At 69.8% G+C, this 17969-nt stretch carries 15 protein-coding genes; 11 read left to right on the forward strand and 4 right to left on the reverse strand.

Translation table 11 applies throughout. The features are described from left to right. Positions 1 to 571: 571 nt before the first annotated feature. From ACN28I_RS42360 to ftsZ, 3 genes are all read left to right on the forward strand, one after another. Positions 572 to 1138 carry an RNA polymerase sigma factor gene (locus ACN28I_RS42360; RefSeq protein ID WP_420947559.1) on the forward strand — a complete coding sequence of 189 codons (567 nt, stop codon included), beginning with the start codon at positions 572 to 574 and terminating at the stop codon, positions 1136 to 1138. A gap of 142 nt (positions 1139 to 1280) precedes the next feature. After that, positions 1281 to 2615: a replication-associated recombination protein A gene (locus ACN28I_RS42365; RefSeq protein WP_420947560.1), complete on the forward strand. Its 1335-nt coding sequence runs from the start codon at positions 1281 to 1283 to the stop codon at positions 2613 to 2615. 216 nt (positions 2616 to 2831) lie between these two features. Then, positions 2832 to 4046: a cell division protein FtsZ gene (gene ftsZ / locus ACN28I_RS42370; protein ID WP_420947561.1), complete on the forward strand. Its 1215-nt coding sequence runs from the start codon at positions 2832 to 2834 to the stop codon at positions 4044 to 4046. 31 nt (positions 4047 to 4077) lie between these two features. On the opposite strand, the gene ACN28I_RS42375 is transcribed toward ftsZ, so the two are convergent. Continuing rightward, positions 4078 to 4428 carry a hypothetical protein gene (locus ACN28I_RS42375; RefSeq protein ID WP_420947562.1) on the reverse strand — a complete coding sequence of 117 codons (351 nt, stop codon included), beginning with the start codon at positions 4426 to 4428 and terminating at the stop codon, positions 4078 to 4080. Between the two features lie 152 nt (positions 4429 to 4580). On the opposite strand from ACN28I_RS42375, the gene ACN28I_RS42380 reads away from it, so the two are divergent. From ACN28I_RS42380 to ACN28I_RS42390, 3 genes are all read left to right on the forward strand, one after another. After that, the gene (locus tag ACN28I_RS42380) at positions 4581 to 5930 is read left to right on the forward strand and encodes an acetyl-CoA carboxylase biotin carboxylase subunit (RefSeq protein WP_420947563.1); all 1350 of its coding nucleotides are present in this window, start codon (positions 4581 to 4583) and stop codon (positions 5928 to 5930) included. 68 nt (positions 5931 to 5998) lie between these two features. Then, the gene (locus ACN28I_RS42385) at positions 5999 to 6211 is read left to right on the forward strand and encodes a biotin/lipoyl-binding carrier protein (protein WP_420947564.1); all 213 of its coding nucleotides are present in this window, start codon (positions 5999 to 6001) and stop codon (positions 6209 to 6211) included. Between the two features lie 9 nt (positions 6212 to 6220). After that, positions 6221 to 6997 (forward strand): enoyl-CoA hydratase/isomerase family protein, encoded by a 777-nt coding sequence (locus tag ACN28I_RS42390; RefSeq protein WP_420947565.1) that lies wholly within the window; start codon positions 6221 to 6223, stop codon positions 6995 to 6997. Positions 6998 to 7018: 21 nt separating this feature from the next. Here the strand turns inward: ACN28I_RS42390 and ACN28I_RS42395 are convergent, their stop codons facing one another. Continuing rightward, positions 7019 to 7612 carry a response regulator gene (locus ACN28I_RS42395; protein WP_203402602.1) on the reverse strand — a complete coding sequence of 198 codons (594 nt, stop codon included), beginning with the start codon at positions 7610 to 7612 and terminating at the stop codon, positions 7019 to 7021. 80 nt (positions 7613 to 7692) lie between these two features. Continuing rightward, positions 7693 to 9489 (reverse strand): FHA domain-containing protein, encoded by a 1797-nt coding sequence (locus ACN28I_RS42400; RefSeq protein ID WP_420947566.1) that lies wholly within the window; start codon positions 9487 to 9489, stop codon positions 7693 to 7695. A gap of 237 nt (positions 9490 to 9726) precedes the next feature. Between ACN28I_RS42400 and ACN28I_RS42405 the strand changes: the two genes are divergently transcribed. Beyond that, positions 9727 to 10506 carry an outer membrane lipoprotein-sorting protein gene (locus ACN28I_RS42405; RefSeq protein ID WP_420947567.1) on the forward strand — a complete coding sequence of 260 codons (780 nt, stop codon included), beginning with the start codon at positions 9727 to 9729 and terminating at the stop codon, positions 10504 to 10506. 111 nt (positions 10507 to 10617) lie between these two features. Further along, a complete protein-coding gene (locus ACN28I_RS42410) occupies positions 10618 to 11967 on the forward strand; it encodes a hypothetical protein (RefSeq protein WP_420947568.1) in 1350 nt (449 codons plus the stop codon). Between the two features lie 41 nt (positions 11968 to 12008). Here ACN28I_RS42410 and ACN28I_RS42415 read toward each other — a convergent pair whose 3' ends face one another. Then, the gene (locus ACN28I_RS42415) at positions 12009 to 13670 is read right to left on the reverse strand and encodes an N-acetylmuramoyl-L-alanine amidase (protein WP_420947569.1); all 1662 of its coding nucleotides are present in this window, start codon (positions 13668 to 13670) and stop codon (positions 12009 to 12011) included. Positions 13671 to 13892: 222 nt separating this feature from the next. Here ACN28I_RS42415 and ACN28I_RS42420 point away from each other — a divergent pair, with 222 nt between their 5' ends. The 3 genes from ACN28I_RS42420 to ACN28I_RS42430 are packed head-to-tail and all read left to right on the forward strand — an operon-like array spanning position 13893 to position 17919. Beyond that, a complete protein-coding gene (locus ACN28I_RS42420) occupies positions 13893 to 16202 on the forward strand; it encodes an ArnT family glycosyltransferase (RefSeq protein WP_420947570.1) in 2310 nt (769 codons plus the stop codon). Next, complete coding sequence (locus ACN28I_RS42425; RefSeq protein ID WP_420947571.1) at positions 16199 to 17116, forward strand: ABC transporter ATP-binding protein; 918 nt, start codon at positions 16199 to 16201, stop codon at positions 17114 to 17116. The genes ACN28I_RS42420 and ACN28I_RS42425 overlap by 4 nt, the downstream gene beginning before the upstream one ends. A gap of 2 nt (positions 17117 to 17118) precedes the next feature. Then, entirely contained in the window at positions 17119 to 17919 is an 801-nt protein-coding gene (locus tag ACN28I_RS42430; protein ID WP_420947572.1) for an ABC transporter permease subunit, read from the forward strand. Positions 17920 to 17969 lie beyond the last annotated feature (50 nt).

The raw sequence follows: 17969 nt of genomic DNA on the forward strand, positions 1-17969 counted from the left end.
AGGAACGAGTCCGCGATCGTCCCGCGGCTCGCGGTCTTCAGGAAACGTTGTGATCGGCCGGAGCTCGGACGGGTTGCGTGGCATGTGTGGCGGCGGAGCCGGGCCAGACCCTGCGCGTGAAAGCGCCGCGGATGTCTGTCTTCAGCCTCGAGTTTCAATCATAGCTTTTCGATTGGCGCGAACGTTCCCGCCTGGCGGGCCTGCCCCGGAAGCCTCATCCGAGGTGTGCCTTCTCGACGGGAGGAGTGCGCTCGCGGTCACCCCGGGTGACCACGGGCCGTGAATGGCTCACATCCAGGGGGCGCGAGACATCCCGGAGCGGTTCTCCGGGAGTTGGCGGTTGTCTCCACCGGCGGGTGCCGGAGCGGAGACTTCTGCCTTCAGATGCCCCGGGCCCCGTGGACGTGAGCACCCCTCCGTGACGGCAGCGCCGAGCGATGGACGTTCCCCCCCGCACGCCGCCTTGCGAGCCGCCATGTCGTTGACCGAACTCACTCCCAGTCTTTCGAACGGGCCGGAAACCTCCGCCGGCTCTCCGGAAATGCCAGACACCGGGGCGTTCGGAGCTCCCGTGTGTGAGTGTCCTCCCCAGGGGCTCACGCATCCGCCGCGGCTCCCCGAGCAGGAGTTCTGGCGGTGGTGGCTGAAGCACCGGCCGCACCTGTGGTCGCTCGGCTTGCGCCTGATGCAGGGAAACCGCGCCGAGGCGGAAGATGTCTTGAGCATCACCGCCTTGAAGGCTCACGCGAATTATCCCCACCTCGCTCATCGTCTTCTCAAACCCCGGGAATGGCTCACCACGCTGCTGCGCAACGTGTGCATGGACCGCTACCGCGAGCGCCAATGCCGCGGCGAGTTCCTGAGTACCTTGGACGAGTCCCATGCCCAGGGGCTGACGCTCCTGCCGCCGGGCTTCGCGAATCCCGAGGATCAGCTCTGTGTCCAGGCCCGGCTGGAGTCGCTGGGGGTCACGCTCGAGTACCTGCCGCAGGGCCTGCGCCAGCCCTTGTTGCTGCGCTTCGTGGACGGAATCTCGTACGAGGAGATCGCCCTGCGGATGGGGCTGACGCAGGCCAACGTCCGCAAGCGCGTCCAGCTCGCCCGTGCGCGGCTGCGCAAGTTGATGAAGGAGGAATGAGCCCGGGGTGGTGGCCGGACGGTGGGAGTGGGTGGATTCATGCCCTGAGAACGGGCAGCCGCCGCCCGTTGTGAATCACGGAATCCGCGTTGGATTCCCGGCGGGCCCCGGGGTTCACGTTTTGTTAGGGTGCCGCCTTCCGATGCCCGCTGGACCCGACCTGTTCGCCGCTTCCGTCGACGTCAACCGCTTCGCCCCGCTGGCCGAGCGCATGCGTCCGCGCACACCCGAGGAGTTCATCGGGCAGTCGCACCTGCTCGGCCCTGGAGCCCCCCTGCGCCAGCTCATCGAGCGCAAGGCGATTGTCTCCTCGCTCTTCGGAGGGCCTCCCGGCGTGGGGAAGACCACGCTCGCGCGCATGCTGGCCGCCAACGTCGACGCGGAGTTCGTCATCCTCTCGGCCGTCTCCGATGGCATTCCCCGCATCCGCGAGGTGGTGGCCGAGGCCGAGCGCCTGCGCAACCAGTACCACCGGCGCACCGTCGTCTTCGTGGATGAGATCCACCGCTGGGCCAAGAACGTCCAGGAGCAGGCCCTGCCCCATGTCGAGAGCGGCCTGTTGATCCTCCTCGGGGCGACGACGGAGAACATCAGCTTCGAGGTGAGGCCCGCGCTCGTCAGCCGGTGCCGCGTCTTCCTGCTGCGCGAACTCACCCCCGCGGACCTGCGGACCGCGCTCCAGCGGGCGCTCTCCGATGAGAAGCGGGGGCTCGGGGCCCGGAAGCTGACCGCGAGTGACGAGGCGCTCTCCGTCCTGGCCGAGGGCAGCGGGGGAGACGTGCGCAAGGCCCTGGGCGCGTTGGAGCTCGCGGCCCAGCTCTCCGCCGACGGCGCGGAGATCTCCCGGGAGACGGCCCTCCAGGCCACCGGGGCGCGCCTGGCGCGGCACAACAAGGACGGGGACGAGCACTTCGATCTGCTGAGCGCCCTGCAGAAGTCGTGCAGGGGCTCCAACCCCCAGGGCGCCATCTTCTGGGCGGCGCGGCTGCTGCAGACGGGGGACTACGTGGCGCTGTGGCGCCGGCTCAAGGTGATCGCCGTGGAGGACGTGGGGCTGGCGATGCCCGAGGCGATCAGCATCGTGCGCGCGTGCGAGGAGGGCTTCCTCTCCGTGGGGATGCCGGAGGGGCGCATCTTCGTGGCCCAGGCGACCCTCACCCTGGCCACGGCGAAGAAGAGCAACCGGGCCTATCAGGCGATGGATGCGGCGCTGGCGGCCGTGGAGGCCCACCCCAACGCGGCCCCTCCGCTCCACCTGCGCAACGCCCCCACCGAGCTCATGAAGGAGCTGGGGTACAAGAAGGGCTACGAGCCGCCGTGGAACCACAAGGACCACTACGTGCCCGGGCAGACGTACCTCCCCGAGCCCCTGGAGCGCTCCGTCTTCTACCGGCCCAGCAAGGAGGGCCACGAGGCGGAGATCCACGAGCGGATGAGCCACTGGTGGCGCGAGGACAAGGCCTCCCGGGGGGAGTGACGAGACCTCATCGCGCGAGTCAAGAGGCGTGATGCACCCACCGCGCCGCACCGGAGCGCGGTGGGGCTTCCGCGTAAGTGCCTGTGACGACTTGGTACCGCGACGTAGCGCTACATGTTCGTAGCGAGGAACTTGCCAAAGAGCGCGACTTGCTGAAGATGTGTGTCGCAGGGGCGCGCGCGGGCACGTGCGACCTGCGCCGAAAGAAGGAACCACATGGACCAGTTCGACCAGAACAAGCAGGCCGCAAAGATTCGTGTCGTTGGCGTCGGTGGCGCCGGTTGCAACGCCGTCAACACGATGATCATGGCGAAGCTTGAGCGGGTCGACTTCATTGCCGCCAACACCGATGTGCAGGCGCTCGCGGCGAACAAGGCGCCGGTCCGGCTGCAGATCGGCCAGACCCTGACCAAGGGCCTGGGCGCCGGCGCCAACCCGGAGATGGGCCGCGAGGCCGCGCTCGAGTCGCGCGACCAGATCGCCGCCATGCTCGAGGGCGCGGACATGGTGTTCGTCACCGCCGGCATGGGCGGTGGCACCGGCACGGGCGCGGCTCCCATCATCGCGGACATCGCCAAGAGCCTGGGCTGCCTCACGGTGGGCGTGGTCACCAAGCCCTTCCTCTTCGAGGGCAACAAGCGCCGCAAGCAGGCGGAGCAGGGCCTGGTGGAGCTCAAGGCCGCGGTGGACACCCTCATCACCATCCCCAACCAGCGCCTGCTCACGCTCAGCAACGAGCCCATGCCGCTGCTGGAGACCTTCAAGCGCGCCGACGAGGTGCTCCTCAACGCCGTCCAGGGCATCTCGGACCTCATCCAGTACCACGGCTACATCAACGTGGACTTCGCCGACGTGAAGACCATCATGAGCGACAAGGGTCTGGCGCTCATGGGCACCGGTAACTCCACCGGCGACAAGCGCGCGCTCACCGCCATGCAGCAGGCCATCTCCAGCCCGCTGCTCGAGGACATCTCCATCGACGGCGCCACCGGCCTGCTCATCAACATCACCGGCGGCCGCGACATGACCCTCCAGGAGGTCAACGAGGCCCTCACGCTGGTGCACGACGCGGCGGACCCGGACGCGGAGATCATCTTCGGCTCGCTCATCGACGACAACATCACCGACGAGGTGAAGATCACCATCATCGCCACGGGCTTCGTGTCGCGCGATGCGAAGGGGCGCCAGCCGGCTCAGGTGGTGCAGGTGCCCATCGTCACCCGGCCCTCGCCCGTCTCGCTGAACATGCCGCGCGAGGAGGTGGCCAGCCTGGTGCCCGCCAAGGCTGGCTCGCGCTCCATGCCCACCGTCGACACCCGCGTGATCTCCAACCGCACCGCGGTGGTGAAGGACGCGGCGCTGCCGCTGGACGAGGATCAGTTCGACATCCCCACGTTCCTGCGCCGCCAGGGGCAGACGGAGATGCCGTGAGGCAGGGGCCCCGGTCCGGAAGGGCTGGGCGCTAACGGCCGGGGAGGCGGGCCACGCTCGCCGCCCGGTGGTTGCGGCCGGAGAGCGCGTCGCTGCGAGACAGCAACGTGTCCACCTCGCGGTAGACCTCGTCGATGCGCTCGGGCAGCCTCGGGGCCGGAACCACTCCGTCGCCGGACAGTTGCTCCAGCAGGGAACTGGCCCGCTGGAGCACCTGATGGGCCCGGAGCAGCGCACGTCCCGCCCTCGTACCTTGGGGCGAGAAGAGCGTGCCACCCTGGTAGAGGGTTTCGACGGCTGTGCGGTTGGTGCGAAGGCGCTCGGTGACTCGCGCCCGGTACATCTCCAGCCGCCGCTCGTGGCGCGCGCCTTGGAGATCCACCACTGTTCCTGTCGTGGAGGGCTTCACGGCCAAGGACGCTACGCCATTTACCTACATGCCCGCAACTTCCCGGCGGTGGGCGCGTTGTCTCCTTGTCACGTCGCGGGGTGGGGTTTAGGTTCGCGCGCCTCACAGCGGAGGGGTTGCGGGCCATGTTCAAGAAGCTGCTCATCGCGAACCGGGGTGAGATTTCCCGCCGGATCAACGCCGTGGCGAAGGGGATGGGGATCTCCACCGTGGCCGTCTACTCGGACGCGGACGCGGAGCTGCCGTTCGTGAAGGAGGCGGACGAGGCGGTGCGCCTCGGGCCCGCTCCCGCCAAGGACAGCTACCTCAACATCGCGGCCATCCTCGAGGCGGCGAAGTCCACGGGCGCCGACGCGGTGCACCCGGGCTACGGCTTCGTGTCGGAGAACGCCGAGTTCGCCACCGCGTGCAAGGCCGCCGGCATCACCTTCGTGGGTCCGCCGCCCGAGGCCATGCTGCGGATGAAGGACAAGAGCCAGGCGCGTAAGCTGGTGGCCGCCGCGGGCGTGCCGGTGGTGCCCGGTACCGAGGACGTGCTCCCGGACGTGCAGGCCGCGCTGGCCGCCGCCGAGGGCATCGGCTACCCGGTGCTCTGCAAGGCTGCGGGTGGTGGTGGCGGCATCGGCATGGCCGCGGCCAACAACCCGGCCGAGCTGGAGAAGGTCTTCCGCCAGTGCACGGACCGGGCGAAGGCCGCCTTCGGCCGCGAGGGCGTCTACATCGAGCGCTACTTCCCGGCGCCGCGCCACATCGAGGTGCAGATTCTCGGTGACCACCACGGGAACCTCATCCACTGCCTGGAGCGCGAGTGCTCCATCCAGCGGCGCCACCAGAAGGTGGTGGAGGAGGCTCCCTCGCCGCTCTTCGCGGACGGCCGCAACGCGGAGCTGTCCCAGAAGCTCTTCACGGCGGCCCTCGCCGCGGCCAGGGCCTTCGGCTACGCCAACGCCGGCACGGTGGAGTTCCTCTACTCGGACGGCGGCATCTACTTCATCGAGATGAACGCCCGGCTCCAGGTGGAGCACCCGGTGACCGAGCTCACCACGGGGGTGGATCTCATCGCCTGGCAGCTCCGCATCGCCGCGGGCGAGAAGCTCACCGTGAAGCAGGAGGACGTGAAGCGGCGCGGGGCGGCGCTCGAGTTCCGCATCTACGCGGAGGACCCCGTGAAGTTCTTCCCCTCGCCGGGCCCGCTCAAGGTGTACCAGGCGCCCACGGGCGAGGGCGTGCGCCTGGACTCGGGTTACGCCGAGGGCAACACCGTCACGCCGAACTACGATCCCATGATCGCCAAGCTCATCGTCACGGGTGCCACGCGCACCGAGGCCATCGAGCGCTCCATCGCGGCGCTGCAGAGCTTCCGCGTCGAGGGCATCAAGACGAACATCCCCCTGCACCTGCGCATCCTGCAGGACCCGGTCTTCCGCGCGGGAGACCTGAATACGCGCTTCCTGGAGCACCACGCGAAGCCGTAGGCGAAGGCGGGCCCTTTTTTCCTCGCAGCACGTAGAGCACACGCAGCACCTTGCGGAGGAGCACAGCGATGGCGGACGTGGCGGCGCACATCACCGGGACGGTGTGGAAGATCGAGGTCAAGGTCGGTCAGAAGGTCTCCTCGGGAGAAACGCTCGTCATCCTCGAGTCCATGAAGATGGAGATGCCCGTGGAGGCGACCGAGGACGGCACCGTGAAGGAGATCCGCTGCAAGGAGGCGCAGTCGGTCAACGAGGGCGACGTCCTCGTGGTGCTCGAGTAGCGGACGCGCGTGGTGCAGCTGTCCGCCCTGCATGTGGAGGACCGGGACGATGGTGTCCGCGTCCTCACCCTGTCCAACCCGGCGCGGCGCAACGCGCTCGACGACAGCCAGGTGGCCCGTCTGGACGAGGCGCTGGCCTCGGCTCCCGGCAGGGCGCGCGCCGTCCTCATCCGGGGCGCGGGCGGCGCCTTCTGCTCGGGCTATGACCTGAACATGTTGGCGGCGCCCACGAAGGACCGCCTGCCGGACGACGCGCTGATGGCGTGCCTGGCGCGGCTGGAGGCCCTGCCGCTGCCCAGCGTGGCGCTGGTGCAGGGGCCGGCCTTCGGGGCGGGCTTCGACCTGTCGGCCTCGTGTGATTTCCGGGTGGGCGCGGAGGACGCGCTCTTCAGCATGCCCCCGGCGCGGCTGGGCATCGTCTACTCGCCGGACGGGCTGATGCGCGCGGCCCGGCTGGTGGGCGTGGCGCGTGCCAAGAACCTCTTCCTCACCGGACGCCGGCTGGAGGCGAAGGACGCGCTCGCCTGGGGCCTGTTGGACGAGTGCCTCCCGGCGGCCGATGCCGAGGCCCGGGCCCTGGAACTGTGCCGGACGCTCGCGGGACAAGCGCCGCTGGCGGTGGCGGGGATGAAGGAGACCTTCGGGTTGCTCACGCGGGCGCTCCTGTCCGGCGAGGAGCGGGCGCACCTGCGTGAGGTGCGGGCCCGCGCCTTCGCCAGTGAGGATGCCCGGGAGGGCAAGGCGGCGTTCCTGGAGAAACGCACGCCCCGGTTCCGCGGCCAGTGAGGCGGGCCGCCCGCCGGTGACTCAGGTGTCGCCGAAGAGCTCGCCCATGCGGAGCTGCAGCGCGGAGGCGATCTTGTAGAGCGACGAGATGGAGGCCGAGGACTCGGCACGCTCGATCTGCGAGAGCAGCGACACGGACAGGCCGGTGCGGCGCGCGAGCTGCTTGAGCGTGAGGTCCTGCGTCTTGCGCGCGTCGCGGATGGTGCGGCCGATGGCGCGGTGCAGGTCCGCCTCGGGATCCTGCGACAGGCCCTTCTTGGCCAGCGCGTTGCGCACGGCGCCGAGGAACTGGTCCGGCTCCATGGGCTTCTTCACGTAGTCGCTGGCCTGGTTCTTCAGCGAGGCCACGGCCGTGTCCACCGTCGGGTAGGCGGTGGCCACGATGACGGCGACGTCCGTGTCGTACTTGCGGATGTGCTCGAGCACCTCGGTGCCGGACATCACCGGCATCATCATGTCCAGGATGACGAGGTGGAAGTCGGCGCTGCGGAGGATCTCCACCGTCTTCGTGGGGTCCGTCGTCGTGACGACGTCATAGCCCTCGCGCATCAGGACGAGCTTGAGGTAGTCGCAGTTGTCCTGCTCATCATCGACCACCAGGATACGAATCTGCACGAACCTTCTCCTCGTGTGGGGGTGGAAGCCCGAAGGCCGGGATTCCGCACACGCCGCGGGGGGCGGCGTACGCGGCCGGCCTACTTGCCGCCTCCCGGTTGTTTCTGGCTCTTGTCGTAGTCAGCGACGAGCTTCCTGACGTTGGGAGCCATCTCGTGATTGGGCGCGAGCCGTAGGAACTCGCGGTAGTACTGCGCGCCTTCGTCCGGGCGGTTGCGCCGGGCCATGACGGTGCCCAACGCCAGGTAGCACTGGGCGTAGTTGGGCTCGAGGTTGACGCACTTGCGGAGGACGGACTCGGCCTCGGGGAGCTGCGCCTTGCGCAACAGCATGTAGCCGTCGTCGAAGAGCTGCTTGGCCTGCTGCTCCGTATTGGGGCCCGGAGCGGGGGTGCGCGGCGTCTTGCCCGACACCGGCGTCTTGCCGGTGTTGCCCGCCTTCGAGGGCGGTGCGAGCCCGGCCTCCACCTTCTCCTTCAGGGCGGCATGCTCCTCGGCGAAGGCGAGCGTGCCCTCGGCGGCCTCCAGGTACGGCAGGGCCTCCTGGTGGCGGCCCTCGTCGAAGGCCTTCTGGGCCTGGTCGAGGTTCTGCTTCGACTCCTGCTCCGCCTTGGCCTGGCCGAGCAGCTCCTGGGCCTCGGTGGGGCGCTGGCCGTTGGCGTCCTGGAGGGACTCGAGCGTCTTCACCGCCGCGTCGAAGTCACGCGCGTCGATGGAGGCCCGGGCGCCCTGGAGCTGCTCCGCGAGCGAGACCGTGGGCGGGGAGGGCCGCGGGTCCGGGTTCTGCGCCGGGTTGGCCGGCTGCCGCGGCTCGGCGGGCTTCGTCTCCACCGCGACGGGCTGGGGCGGGGGAGCGGGGGTGGCCGGCTGCTGGCCGAACACGAACCAGGCGGCGCCTCCGCCCACGCCGAGCAGCAGCACGCCCGCGAGGGCCAGCACGAGCCCCTTCTTCGAGCCCTTGGCGGTGCCCTCGTGAGTCAGCCCCTCGGCGCTCTGGCCGGGGCCGATGAAGCGCAGCTTCACGTGGCCGAGCTCGATGAGGTCACCGTGCGTGAGCGAGGCCTGCGCGTAGCTCTCACCGTTGACGGCCATGCCGTTGGCCGACTGCATGTCGATGATGCGCCACTCGCCGGAGTCCTCGCGCACGAGCTTCGCGTGCGTGCGCGACAGCGAGCGGTGGTCGATGGCGATGTCGTTGTCGTCGGTGCGGCCGATCCGTATCTCCGTGCGGATGCAGGCGAACTCCTGGCCCTTGAGCTCGGCGCTCACCACCAGCAGGTGCGGCGCCTCGTCGGCCTCCACCGCCGCGACCTTGCGGGGCCGGTTCATCTCCACCTGATCCATCCGGATCACCGCGGTGGAGTGACGGCGCTGCTCGGCCGGGGAAGGGGTAGGCGCGTCGTCCTCCTCCTCGTCCGGGTGGGTGGGGACGTCCAGCTCCGTCTCGGCCTCGGCGGCCGGGGCGGGTCTGGCGTTGGCGTCGTTCAGGGCGGCCTGCAGGGCCGAGGCGGGCAGCCGGATGGTGGGCGCCCCCACCTGCGAATGCGCCTGGGTCTGGGCTTGAGCCTGGGCCTGGGCTTGGGCGGCGGCCTCCTTCTGCACCGCCAGATCGTAGTCGCCGATCTGGATGAGGTCGCCGTCGGCGATCTGGGCCTGTCCCTGGATGCGCTCGCCGTTGATGCGCACCCCGTTATAGCTACCCAGATCTTCCACCAGCACGTGCCCGTTCTGGCGCACCAGGCGTGCGTGGCGGCGAGATACGTTTCGCTCCGTCAGGCGGATTGTATTCCCCTCCTGGCGGCCGATCGTAATTTCGTCGCGCACGAAGGGGACTACAGTCTTTCGCCCCTCGTCGTCTTCGATGATGAGCTTCAGCACGGGTCGGGTCCCCTTACAGCTATAGCAGAATGCCCCCGGGCACCTCAAGGTGGGCATCCGCCCTAAACGACAGGGCTTTTCCCATAGGAAGGGGTCTTGACGGGTCGGTTGTCTATCGGACAGATGGCCGCGCCCTCGGATCAGGCCTCCCGCATATAAGGAGGGAAAGCAGGGGGGATGAGCGGCCGTGCACCCGAAGGGCTGGCGGTGGGAGAGCGTGGGATTAGAGTCCGCGCCATGCGGAACAAGCTTGCCCCCCTCCTGTGCGCCGCGGCGGTGGCGCTCCTGCTGGCTCCCCCGGCCCTGGCCGGAGACTCCGCGGCGGACATCGCCCGCCGGAGCCGTGAGCGGGGAGCCCTCAACCTGCTCGGGATGCGCGCGGAGCTGAAGCTCACCACGGTGCTGAAGGACGGCCGGCGCAAGGAGCAGGTGCTCTCCTCCACCGCGAGACGGGTGGGCGGACGGCTGCACTCGCTCGCGCGCTTCTCGCAGCCGGCGGGCGTGGCGGGCGTGGCGGTGCTCACCGTGGAGGGCGCCCCGGGCGAGCCGGCCGACATCTCCCTGTACCTGCCCAAGCTCAAGCGGGTGCGCAAGGTGGCCAAGGGGCAGCGGGGCCAGTCCTTCATGGAGACGGACTTCAACTACGCGGACCTGGGCGGCTCGGGCGGCGAGCGCGACGAGTCGCTCCGGCTGGTGGGGGAGACGAAGGTGCTGGACCGGCTCGCCCACGTGCTGCGCGGGAAGGCCGGGCCGGACTCCCCCTACGGCGAGGTGACGCTCTACGTGGACAAGGAGACGGACGTCCCCGTGAAGGCCGAGTACTCGGACCGCGAGGGCAAGCCCCTCAAGGTGTATCGCGCCGTGCAGCTCAAGAAGTTCAAGGACCGCGTCGTCGCCGCGGAGGCGGTGATGGAGAACCTCCAGACGGGCTCTCGCACGACGCTGGAGGTGCTGAAGCTGGAGGAGGTGCAGCTCGGCGACGAGGACTTCACCGAGCGGGCCCTGGAGCGCGGGTGAGACGCTGCCTGCCGGCATGGCTGGCCCTGGTGCCCGCGCTCGCGCTCGCGGCTCCGCAGGAGCCGGCACCGCTGCAGGAGCTTCTCCTCGGATGCGCCCGCGGCGCCCACGGTGACGGTGCGCGGGGACGTGCGGCTGATGGGGGGCGTGGACACCGGTTTCGAGCCCGCCCGCGAGGACGGCCTCGGCGAGCACGTGGTGGACGGGTGGGGGAGGGCGTCGCTCGCCACGGACGTGAAGCTGAGCCCCTCGCTACGGTTGGTGGTGGAGGGACGGGCCTTGTGGCGCGGCGGGGCCCAGAAGGGCTTCGAGCGTGAGAAGTCCTCTTTCGAGCCCTTCCTGGGCGAGGCCTTCCTCGACGTGTACACCCGGTGGGTGGACGTGCGGGTGGGGCAGCAGACGCTGGCCTTCGGGGCCAACCCCTTCTTCGCGCCCACGGACATCCTCAACCCGCGCGAGCTGCGCCAGAGCTTCGTGCAACTGGAGCCGGAGGACCTGAAGCTGCCCGTCTTCGCCGCGCGGGCGCTCGCCACGGTGGGGCCCCTGTCCGTCACCGGCGTGTGGGTGCCCTTCTTCTTCGCGGACCGCTACGACGTGTTCGGCCAGGACATGGCGCTGCTGCAGCCTCCCTTGGGCGTGCCGGTGCCCGTCGCCGTGGAGGCCTCGGTGGAGGACGGACTGCAGCCGCGCCTGCTGGAGACGCAGCGGCCGGGCCTGCCCGGAGACGTGGGCCTGCGCGTTACCGGTGAGGTGGGCGGAGTGAAGCTGGGCGGCTCGTGGGTGTGGGCCAACGAGAAGCAGCCCCAGGTGACGCTCGACCCCGAGCTGGAGACGCTGCTGCGCGCCCGGGAGCGCGGCGAGCCGGTGGACGCGGCGCTGCTGCTCTCCCTGCAGGACCGGCTGAGCGCGGGCGAGTCGCTCGCCACCGGCCGCTATGGGCGCCAGCACGTGGTGGCCGCCGAGGCGAGCACGCTGGTGGGGCCCGCGCAGCTCGACGTGGACGTGGCCTTCAGCCCCTCGCGGACGTTCTACGGCGACCGGTTGCGCCCGCTGCGCAAGCCCGCGGTGTCGTGGGTGGTGGGCGCGTCACAGGCGGAGGAGTCGGACCTCGTCTACTCCGTCACCTATACCGGGCTCGCGGTGCCGGGCGTGGGCGAGCAGGAGGTGCTCTTCCTGCTGGAGCCGGGCACGGCACGCGGACAGGCGCGCACGGCCTTCTTCCACTTGCTGGTGGCGGACGTCGGGTACTCGCTCCTGGGAGGACGGCTCCAGGTGGGGATGCGCGGGGCCTTCGAGCCCATCCAACGCTCCTTCCTCGTGGCGCCGCGCGTGGGCTGGCGCGTGAGCGAGCATGTGCACCTGGGGCTCGCGGCCGAGGTGTACGGCGGCCCGTCCTTCAGTGCCTTCGGCTACTTCAACCGCAACGACCAGGTGCTCGCTTCGGTGCGGCTGACGCTGTAGGGGCGGGCTCCCAGCTCCGTCCGGAAGCCCGCCCGAGTCACTCAGCGCACGCGGACCGCGTCGGCGATGACGGTATAACCCTCGGTCGTCCAGCGGGAGAGGACCACCTTGTTCCAGCCGGCGCTGAAGTTGTAGGTGCCCAGGGTGTTCCACTTGCCGCCGTTGAGCTGCTGGTTGGCGTAGGCGGTGCCCAGCCTGGTGCCCGCCGCGTCGAAGGCGACGAAGTTGGCGGTGGTGGAGCGGTTGGTGCCCGTGGTCCACCACGCGTCCACGGTGCGGGTGGCCGCCGTGGGCAGGTAGAACCAGAAGTTGGCTCCGTCGGATACCGGTGCGGTGGAGGCGTAGTAGTAACCGGTGCCGTAGTAGCCCGCCGTGCTGCTGGCCGACGTCCAGTTGGCCGACACCTCGATGCGCGCCCGGGCCGGGTCGTTGTTGCCGGCGTTGCTGTCGATGATGATGGGCGAGAGGCTGGCCGCGTTCACGCAATCGCGGATGAGCCCCAAGTAGTAGCTCCAGTTCCAGCCGCTGCCGGCGAAGCCCGGGTCATAGTGGTTGGAGGCCCCGCCCCAATTCGAGGGAGCCGCCTGCACCTGGGCGTTCGTGCCCGGCGCCGTGGAGGCCGCCAGCAGGTAGGGATCGGGCACCTGGTAGTGGCCGATGATGTGCTGCTGGTCCACGGGGATGCCGTACTTCTTCGCGATGGCGCACACCAGCGAAGCGGACGAGCGGTACATCGCGTCCGTGTACCAGGTCTCCGGATGGGCCCTGTAGCCCTCGTGCTCGATGCCGATGGAGTTGAGGCTGTAGTACTCGTTGCCGGCGTGCCAGGCGGCGTTGGCCTCGCTCACCATCTGGGTGATGTTGCCGGTGCTGGACTGGATGACGTACTGCGTGGAGGCTTGCGAGGGGTTGGCCTGGGAGAACCAGTCGAGGGTGCCCCAGTAGCCGCCCTCCGTGACGTGGACGAGCACGTACTTCACCGTGCCGCCGCTGCGGCCGGAGATGTAGTTGTTGGGGTGTGCGGCCACCCAGGACATCGGCGGGTACTGGCCGGGCGCGGTGGCCGCTTGCTGGACGGTGTCCACCTCGTGTGCGAGCGCCTGCACCGCGGAGAAGGAGAGGCGCTCCCCGTCTGGCGTGGTGACGTCCAGGCCGCGGCCCAGCAGTGCCATCAGCTCCTGTGCGTGGCCCTCGGCGGCGCGGGGCTCCTGGAAGCCCGTCAGCTTCACCCCGGCCGTGCGGTAGTGCTCCCAGCCGGGAGCCGCCTGGCCCGGTCCCACGGCCTCGTCGAGCGAGGCGCGCAGCAGGGCCGCGGCGGCCAGCACGTTGGCCTCCAGCTCCTCGCGCACCTGGGCCTCGGCCAGGCCCGTGGCCCGGGCGCCCGCCGCCACCTGCTCCGCCGTCAGGTGCATCACCCCGAAGCGAGGCGCGTGGAGGTGCCCATCCCGCGCCTCCGCCGCGTCATGCTCCTCGGTGGAAGAGGCCTCGAAGCGGCCCATGAGGTACGCATGCGCCAGGAGGACGTCCTCGCGCACTCCGTAACGAGCACTGGCCTGGCGGAACGCTTCGTTACGTGCTCCGGGGGCTCGAGGGGCCTGGGCCGGGGCCTCCTCACGCACCTCCGAGGTCACGGCATCCCCGCAGCCCGTGGCCACGAGACACCCGACGACGACACCGCTCCACCGGCTCCACGGACGAAACATGGGTTGTCCTTTGCTCGAAGGGGAACTTCCTTGCTCGATGCGAGAGAGAGAATAGAGAGAAAAAACAGGAAAACAAGAAGGCCTTCGCGAGTCCTGACTGCGCCTTGGAGAGCGGACCAGCCGCGCGGCGGGCTGCACGGCTCAGGCTCCAGCGGAGGTCGACCGGGGCGGGAGGCGGGGATATAAGGCCGCGACCCCCGCCCGGAGCGTGGGCCCATGCGGATGGAGGCGTCTTTCCCCGTGTCGAACAACGGAGCGCAGGAGCAGGAGCCGCGGACCTTCACCGAGGCCGTCCTCGGCAAGGGCATCCACCAGGAGTCCTGGGCGAAGCGTTGGATGGCGCTGGAGCCGACGCTGCGCGTGGCGTTGGCGACGGCGGCCTTCGCGGCGCTGCTCTTCATTCCCTACCTGGGGGCGGTGGGCCTGTGGGACCCCTGGGAGACGCACTACGGCGAGGTGGGCCGCGAGATGGTCCAGCGCCGCGACTACGTGTACCCCTTCTGGGAGAACGCGTGGTTCTTCTCCAAGCCGCCGCTCACCATGTGGATGCAGGCGCTGGGCATGCAGGTGGTGGGCTCGCTGCGCTCCGAGGGCGCCCTGGGCCGCTACACCGAGTGGGGCATGCGGATGCCCTTCGCCCTGCTGAGCATCGCCGCGGTGTCGCTGCTGTCGCTGGCCGTCGCGCGGGTGGTGAACCGGCGCGCGGGCCTGGCCACCGGCTTCGTGCTGGCCACCATGCCGCTCTACTTCCTGCTCACCCGGCAGACGGTGACGGACACGCCCTTCGTCACCACGCTGGTGTGCGCCATGGCGTGCGCGATGATCGGCCAGTTGGACGACACCACGAAGCACCGCGCCGGGTGGTGGTACGGCTTCTACGTCTTCGCGGGCCTGTCCACCCTCGCCAAGGGCCTGCTGGGCGTGGGCCTGCCGGCCGTCATCCTCGTGCTCTACGCCCTCTTCGCCGTCATCCCCTATGACGCGGCGAGCCTCAACGCGCACCTGCGCTGGCTGCTGGAGGCCCCCTTCCGCGCCGAGGTGCGCGAGGGCAAGCGCCCCATGCCCGTGCTGTGGGCGCAGATGTACAAGATGAAGCTGGGCACCGGCATCCTCGTGTTCTGCGCGGTGGCCGTGCCCTGGTACCTCACGCTCATCCTCTTCAAAGGCGTGGACGACGAGAGCAAGCTCTTCTGGTACCGCTTCTTCATCCACGACCACCTCAACCGCCTGAGCGCGGGCGTGCACACCACCACGCCGGGCGGCACCTTCATCTACTTCATCGAGCAGGGCGGCTTCGCCATCTTCCCCTGGGTGGCCCTGGTGCCGGGCGCCTTCGCGCTGGTGTCGCGGCTGCGGCTGCGCTCGCGTGACAAGGCGGACCACCTGGCCCTCATGGCCGCGCTGTGGGTGGCCTTCTCCTTCACCCTGCTGGCCTCCTCGGCCACCAAGTTCCACCACTACGTCTTCCCGGTGCTCCCGGGGCTCGCCGTCCTCATCGCGCTCTTCGTGGACCGGCTGTGGGAGGAGGGCATCTCCGCCCATGCGATGAGCCTCGTCTTCGGCTTCATCCTCTTCCTCCTCGTGGGCCATGACCTGGCCAACAACCCGAAGAACTTCACCGACCTCTTCGTCTACAACTACGACCGGCCGTACCCCACCGAGCTCGTCACCCGGCCCATCGCCATGTTCGTCTCCCGCCCGCTGTGGATGGGGGACTTGCTGACGCTGGTGCTGCTCTCCGTGGGCGCCTACCTCGCGGTGGGCGTGTTCTCCGAGAAGACCGCGGGCTCGGTGTACGCGCGCACGGTGGCGCTGCTGTGCCTGGCGCTGGGCGGGGCCTTCCTCGTGCCCATGGCCCTACGCGGCGCGGTGTCCGCCACCCCCATCATGGGCGGGGCCCTCTTCCTCGTGGGCGGCTGGGTGGCCTGGCAGGCGTACCGGGCCGGCGAGGAGGCTCGTACCGGGCTGTGGGTGCTCGCCGCGGCCCTGCTGCTGGGCGGGGCCATGGCCCTGGTGCGCACCGTGCGCCTGCCTCCGGCGAGCGACTCGCTCCTCAAGTCCCTGTCCCAGCCCGTCAACGTGAAGATGGCCCTGGGCTTCGTCTTCACCGTGGCCGGGGGCCTGGCCGTGGTGGCGGCGCTGCAGCGCTCGCGGGTGATGCTGTACGGCACCTTCTGGGCGCTCGCGGCCGGCTTCGCCCTCTGGTTCAACTGGGGCCACTGGGTGGACGTGTCCCACCACTGGACGCAGCGCGACCTGTTCTGGAGCTACTACCGCCAGCGCAAGCCGTCCGAGCCCATCACCGCCTTCATGATGAACTGGCGTGGCGAGACGTTCTACTCGCGCAACCAGGTGAAGCAGATCCGCGAGACGCCCAAGCTCAAGCCCTTCGTGGACCAGCCCGGCCGCGAGTGGGCGCTGGTGGAGCACAACCGGCTCGGGCTGCTCAAGCAGGCGGCGGGCGCCGACAAGACCGTCACCGTCATCGAACGCGACATCAACAACAAGTTCATCCTGGTGGCGATCGATTGAGCGGCATCTCCGTCCAGGGACTCGCCAAGCGCTTCGGCACGCGCACCGCGGTGGAGGGGCTGGACTTCGACGTCCGCCCCGGCGAGGTGTTCGGCCTGCTCGGTCCCAATGGGGCGGGGAAGACGACCACGGTGCGCATGCTCACCGGCCTCCTCCAGCCCTCGGAGGGGGAGGCCCGCGTCTGGGGCCACTCGGTGCGCACGGAGGGCGAGGCGCTGCGGCGCGTGGTGGGCCTGCTCACCGAGCAGCCCGGGCTCTATGAGCGGCTGAGCGCGCGAGACAACCTGCGCTTCTTCATGAAGCTGCACGAGCTGGACGAGCGCCAGGTGTGGCCGCGTGTCCAGTCGTACCTGGAGCGCTTCGGGCTGGCGGGCCGCGAGAACGACGCCTGCGGCGGCTTCTCCAAGGGCATGCGGCAGAAGCTGGCCATCGTGCGCACGCTGGTGCACGACCCCAAGGTCATCTTCCTGGACGAGCCCACGAGCGGCCTGGACCCCGAGTCGGCGCGCACGGTGCGTGACGCGGTGGCGGAGCTGGCGGCGGAGGGACGCACCATCGTGCTGTGCTCGCACAACCTGGCCGAGGTGGAGCGGTTGTGCACGCGGGTGGCGGTGGTGAAGGGGCGGCTGCTGGCGATGGCACCGGTGAACGAGCTGCGGCGTACGGGCAGCGCGCTGGAGGTGAAGGTGGAAGGTGAGGCGGAACGCTACGTCGAGGCCCTGGCCGCGTTGCCCTTCGCGCCCAACGTGCTCGCCGAGGGGGAGCGGCTGCGGGTGATGCTGGCGGACGAGGACCAGGCTCCGGACGTGGTGGCGTGCCTGGTGGGGGCGGGAGCGCGCGTGCGCAGCGCGGTGCCGGCCCAGCGTCCGCTCGAGGAGGTCTACCTGGAGCTCATCCGCGAGGGGAGGGTGTGAGCATGTCGTTCCGTCCCCGGCGCGCGCTGGCCGTCTTCTGGAAGGACTTCCTGGATCTGCGCAAGAACCCGGCGCTGCTGCTGGCCATGGCGGCGCTGCCCATGGTGCTGGTGGTGGTGCCCATGGTCGTCGTCTGGACCTACGTGCGCGACCCGAACGACAGCAACCTCCGGGTGATCGCCCTCTACTACGACCCGAGCCTGCCGCTGAACGCCAACGCGGGGCGCTTCCTGGTGGAGCGCACCCTGCTGGACTGGTTCGGCATGTTCCTGGTGATGCCGGTGTTCGTCCCCATCCTCATCTCCTCGCAGAGCGTGGCGGGGGAGAAGGAGCGGCGCACGCTGGAGCCGCTGCTGGCCTCGCCGGTGACGGCCGTGGAGCTGGTGGCGGGCAAGAGCCTGGCCTCGCTGGTGCCGGCGATGCTCATCACCTGGACGGCCTTCGTGCTGCTGTGCGTGGGTGTGGACGTGGTGGCATGGCCGCTGGGCCAGGGGCTGATGATGCCCAACACCGTGTGGCTCTTCGGCATCATCGTGCTGGCGCCGCTCTTCGCCTTCTTCGGCAACGGCGTGGCGGTGCTCATCTCCGCGCGGGTCGCCGAGGCACGCACCGCGCAACAATTGTCCGCACTGATAGTGCTACCGCTCGTGGGGCTGGTGGCCGGGCAGGTGGCGGGCTTCCTGAACGCTGGGTTGGCCTATTACGCGGTGCAGGGCGCGGTGGTGCTGCTGCTCGACGCGGCGCTGTTGTGGGCGAGTATCCGCCTGCTGGACCGGGAGCGGCTGATCAGCCGGTGGGGGTAGCCGGGCGGACGGAGGCATGCCGGGTTGACTGGCCAAAGGTGCGGAACCTC

The organism is Archangium gephyra (assembly GCF_049060025.1).
In the GTDB taxonomy this organism is placed as follows: Bacteria; Myxococcota; Myxococcia; order Myxococcales; family Myxococcaceae; genus Archangium; species Archangium gephyra_A.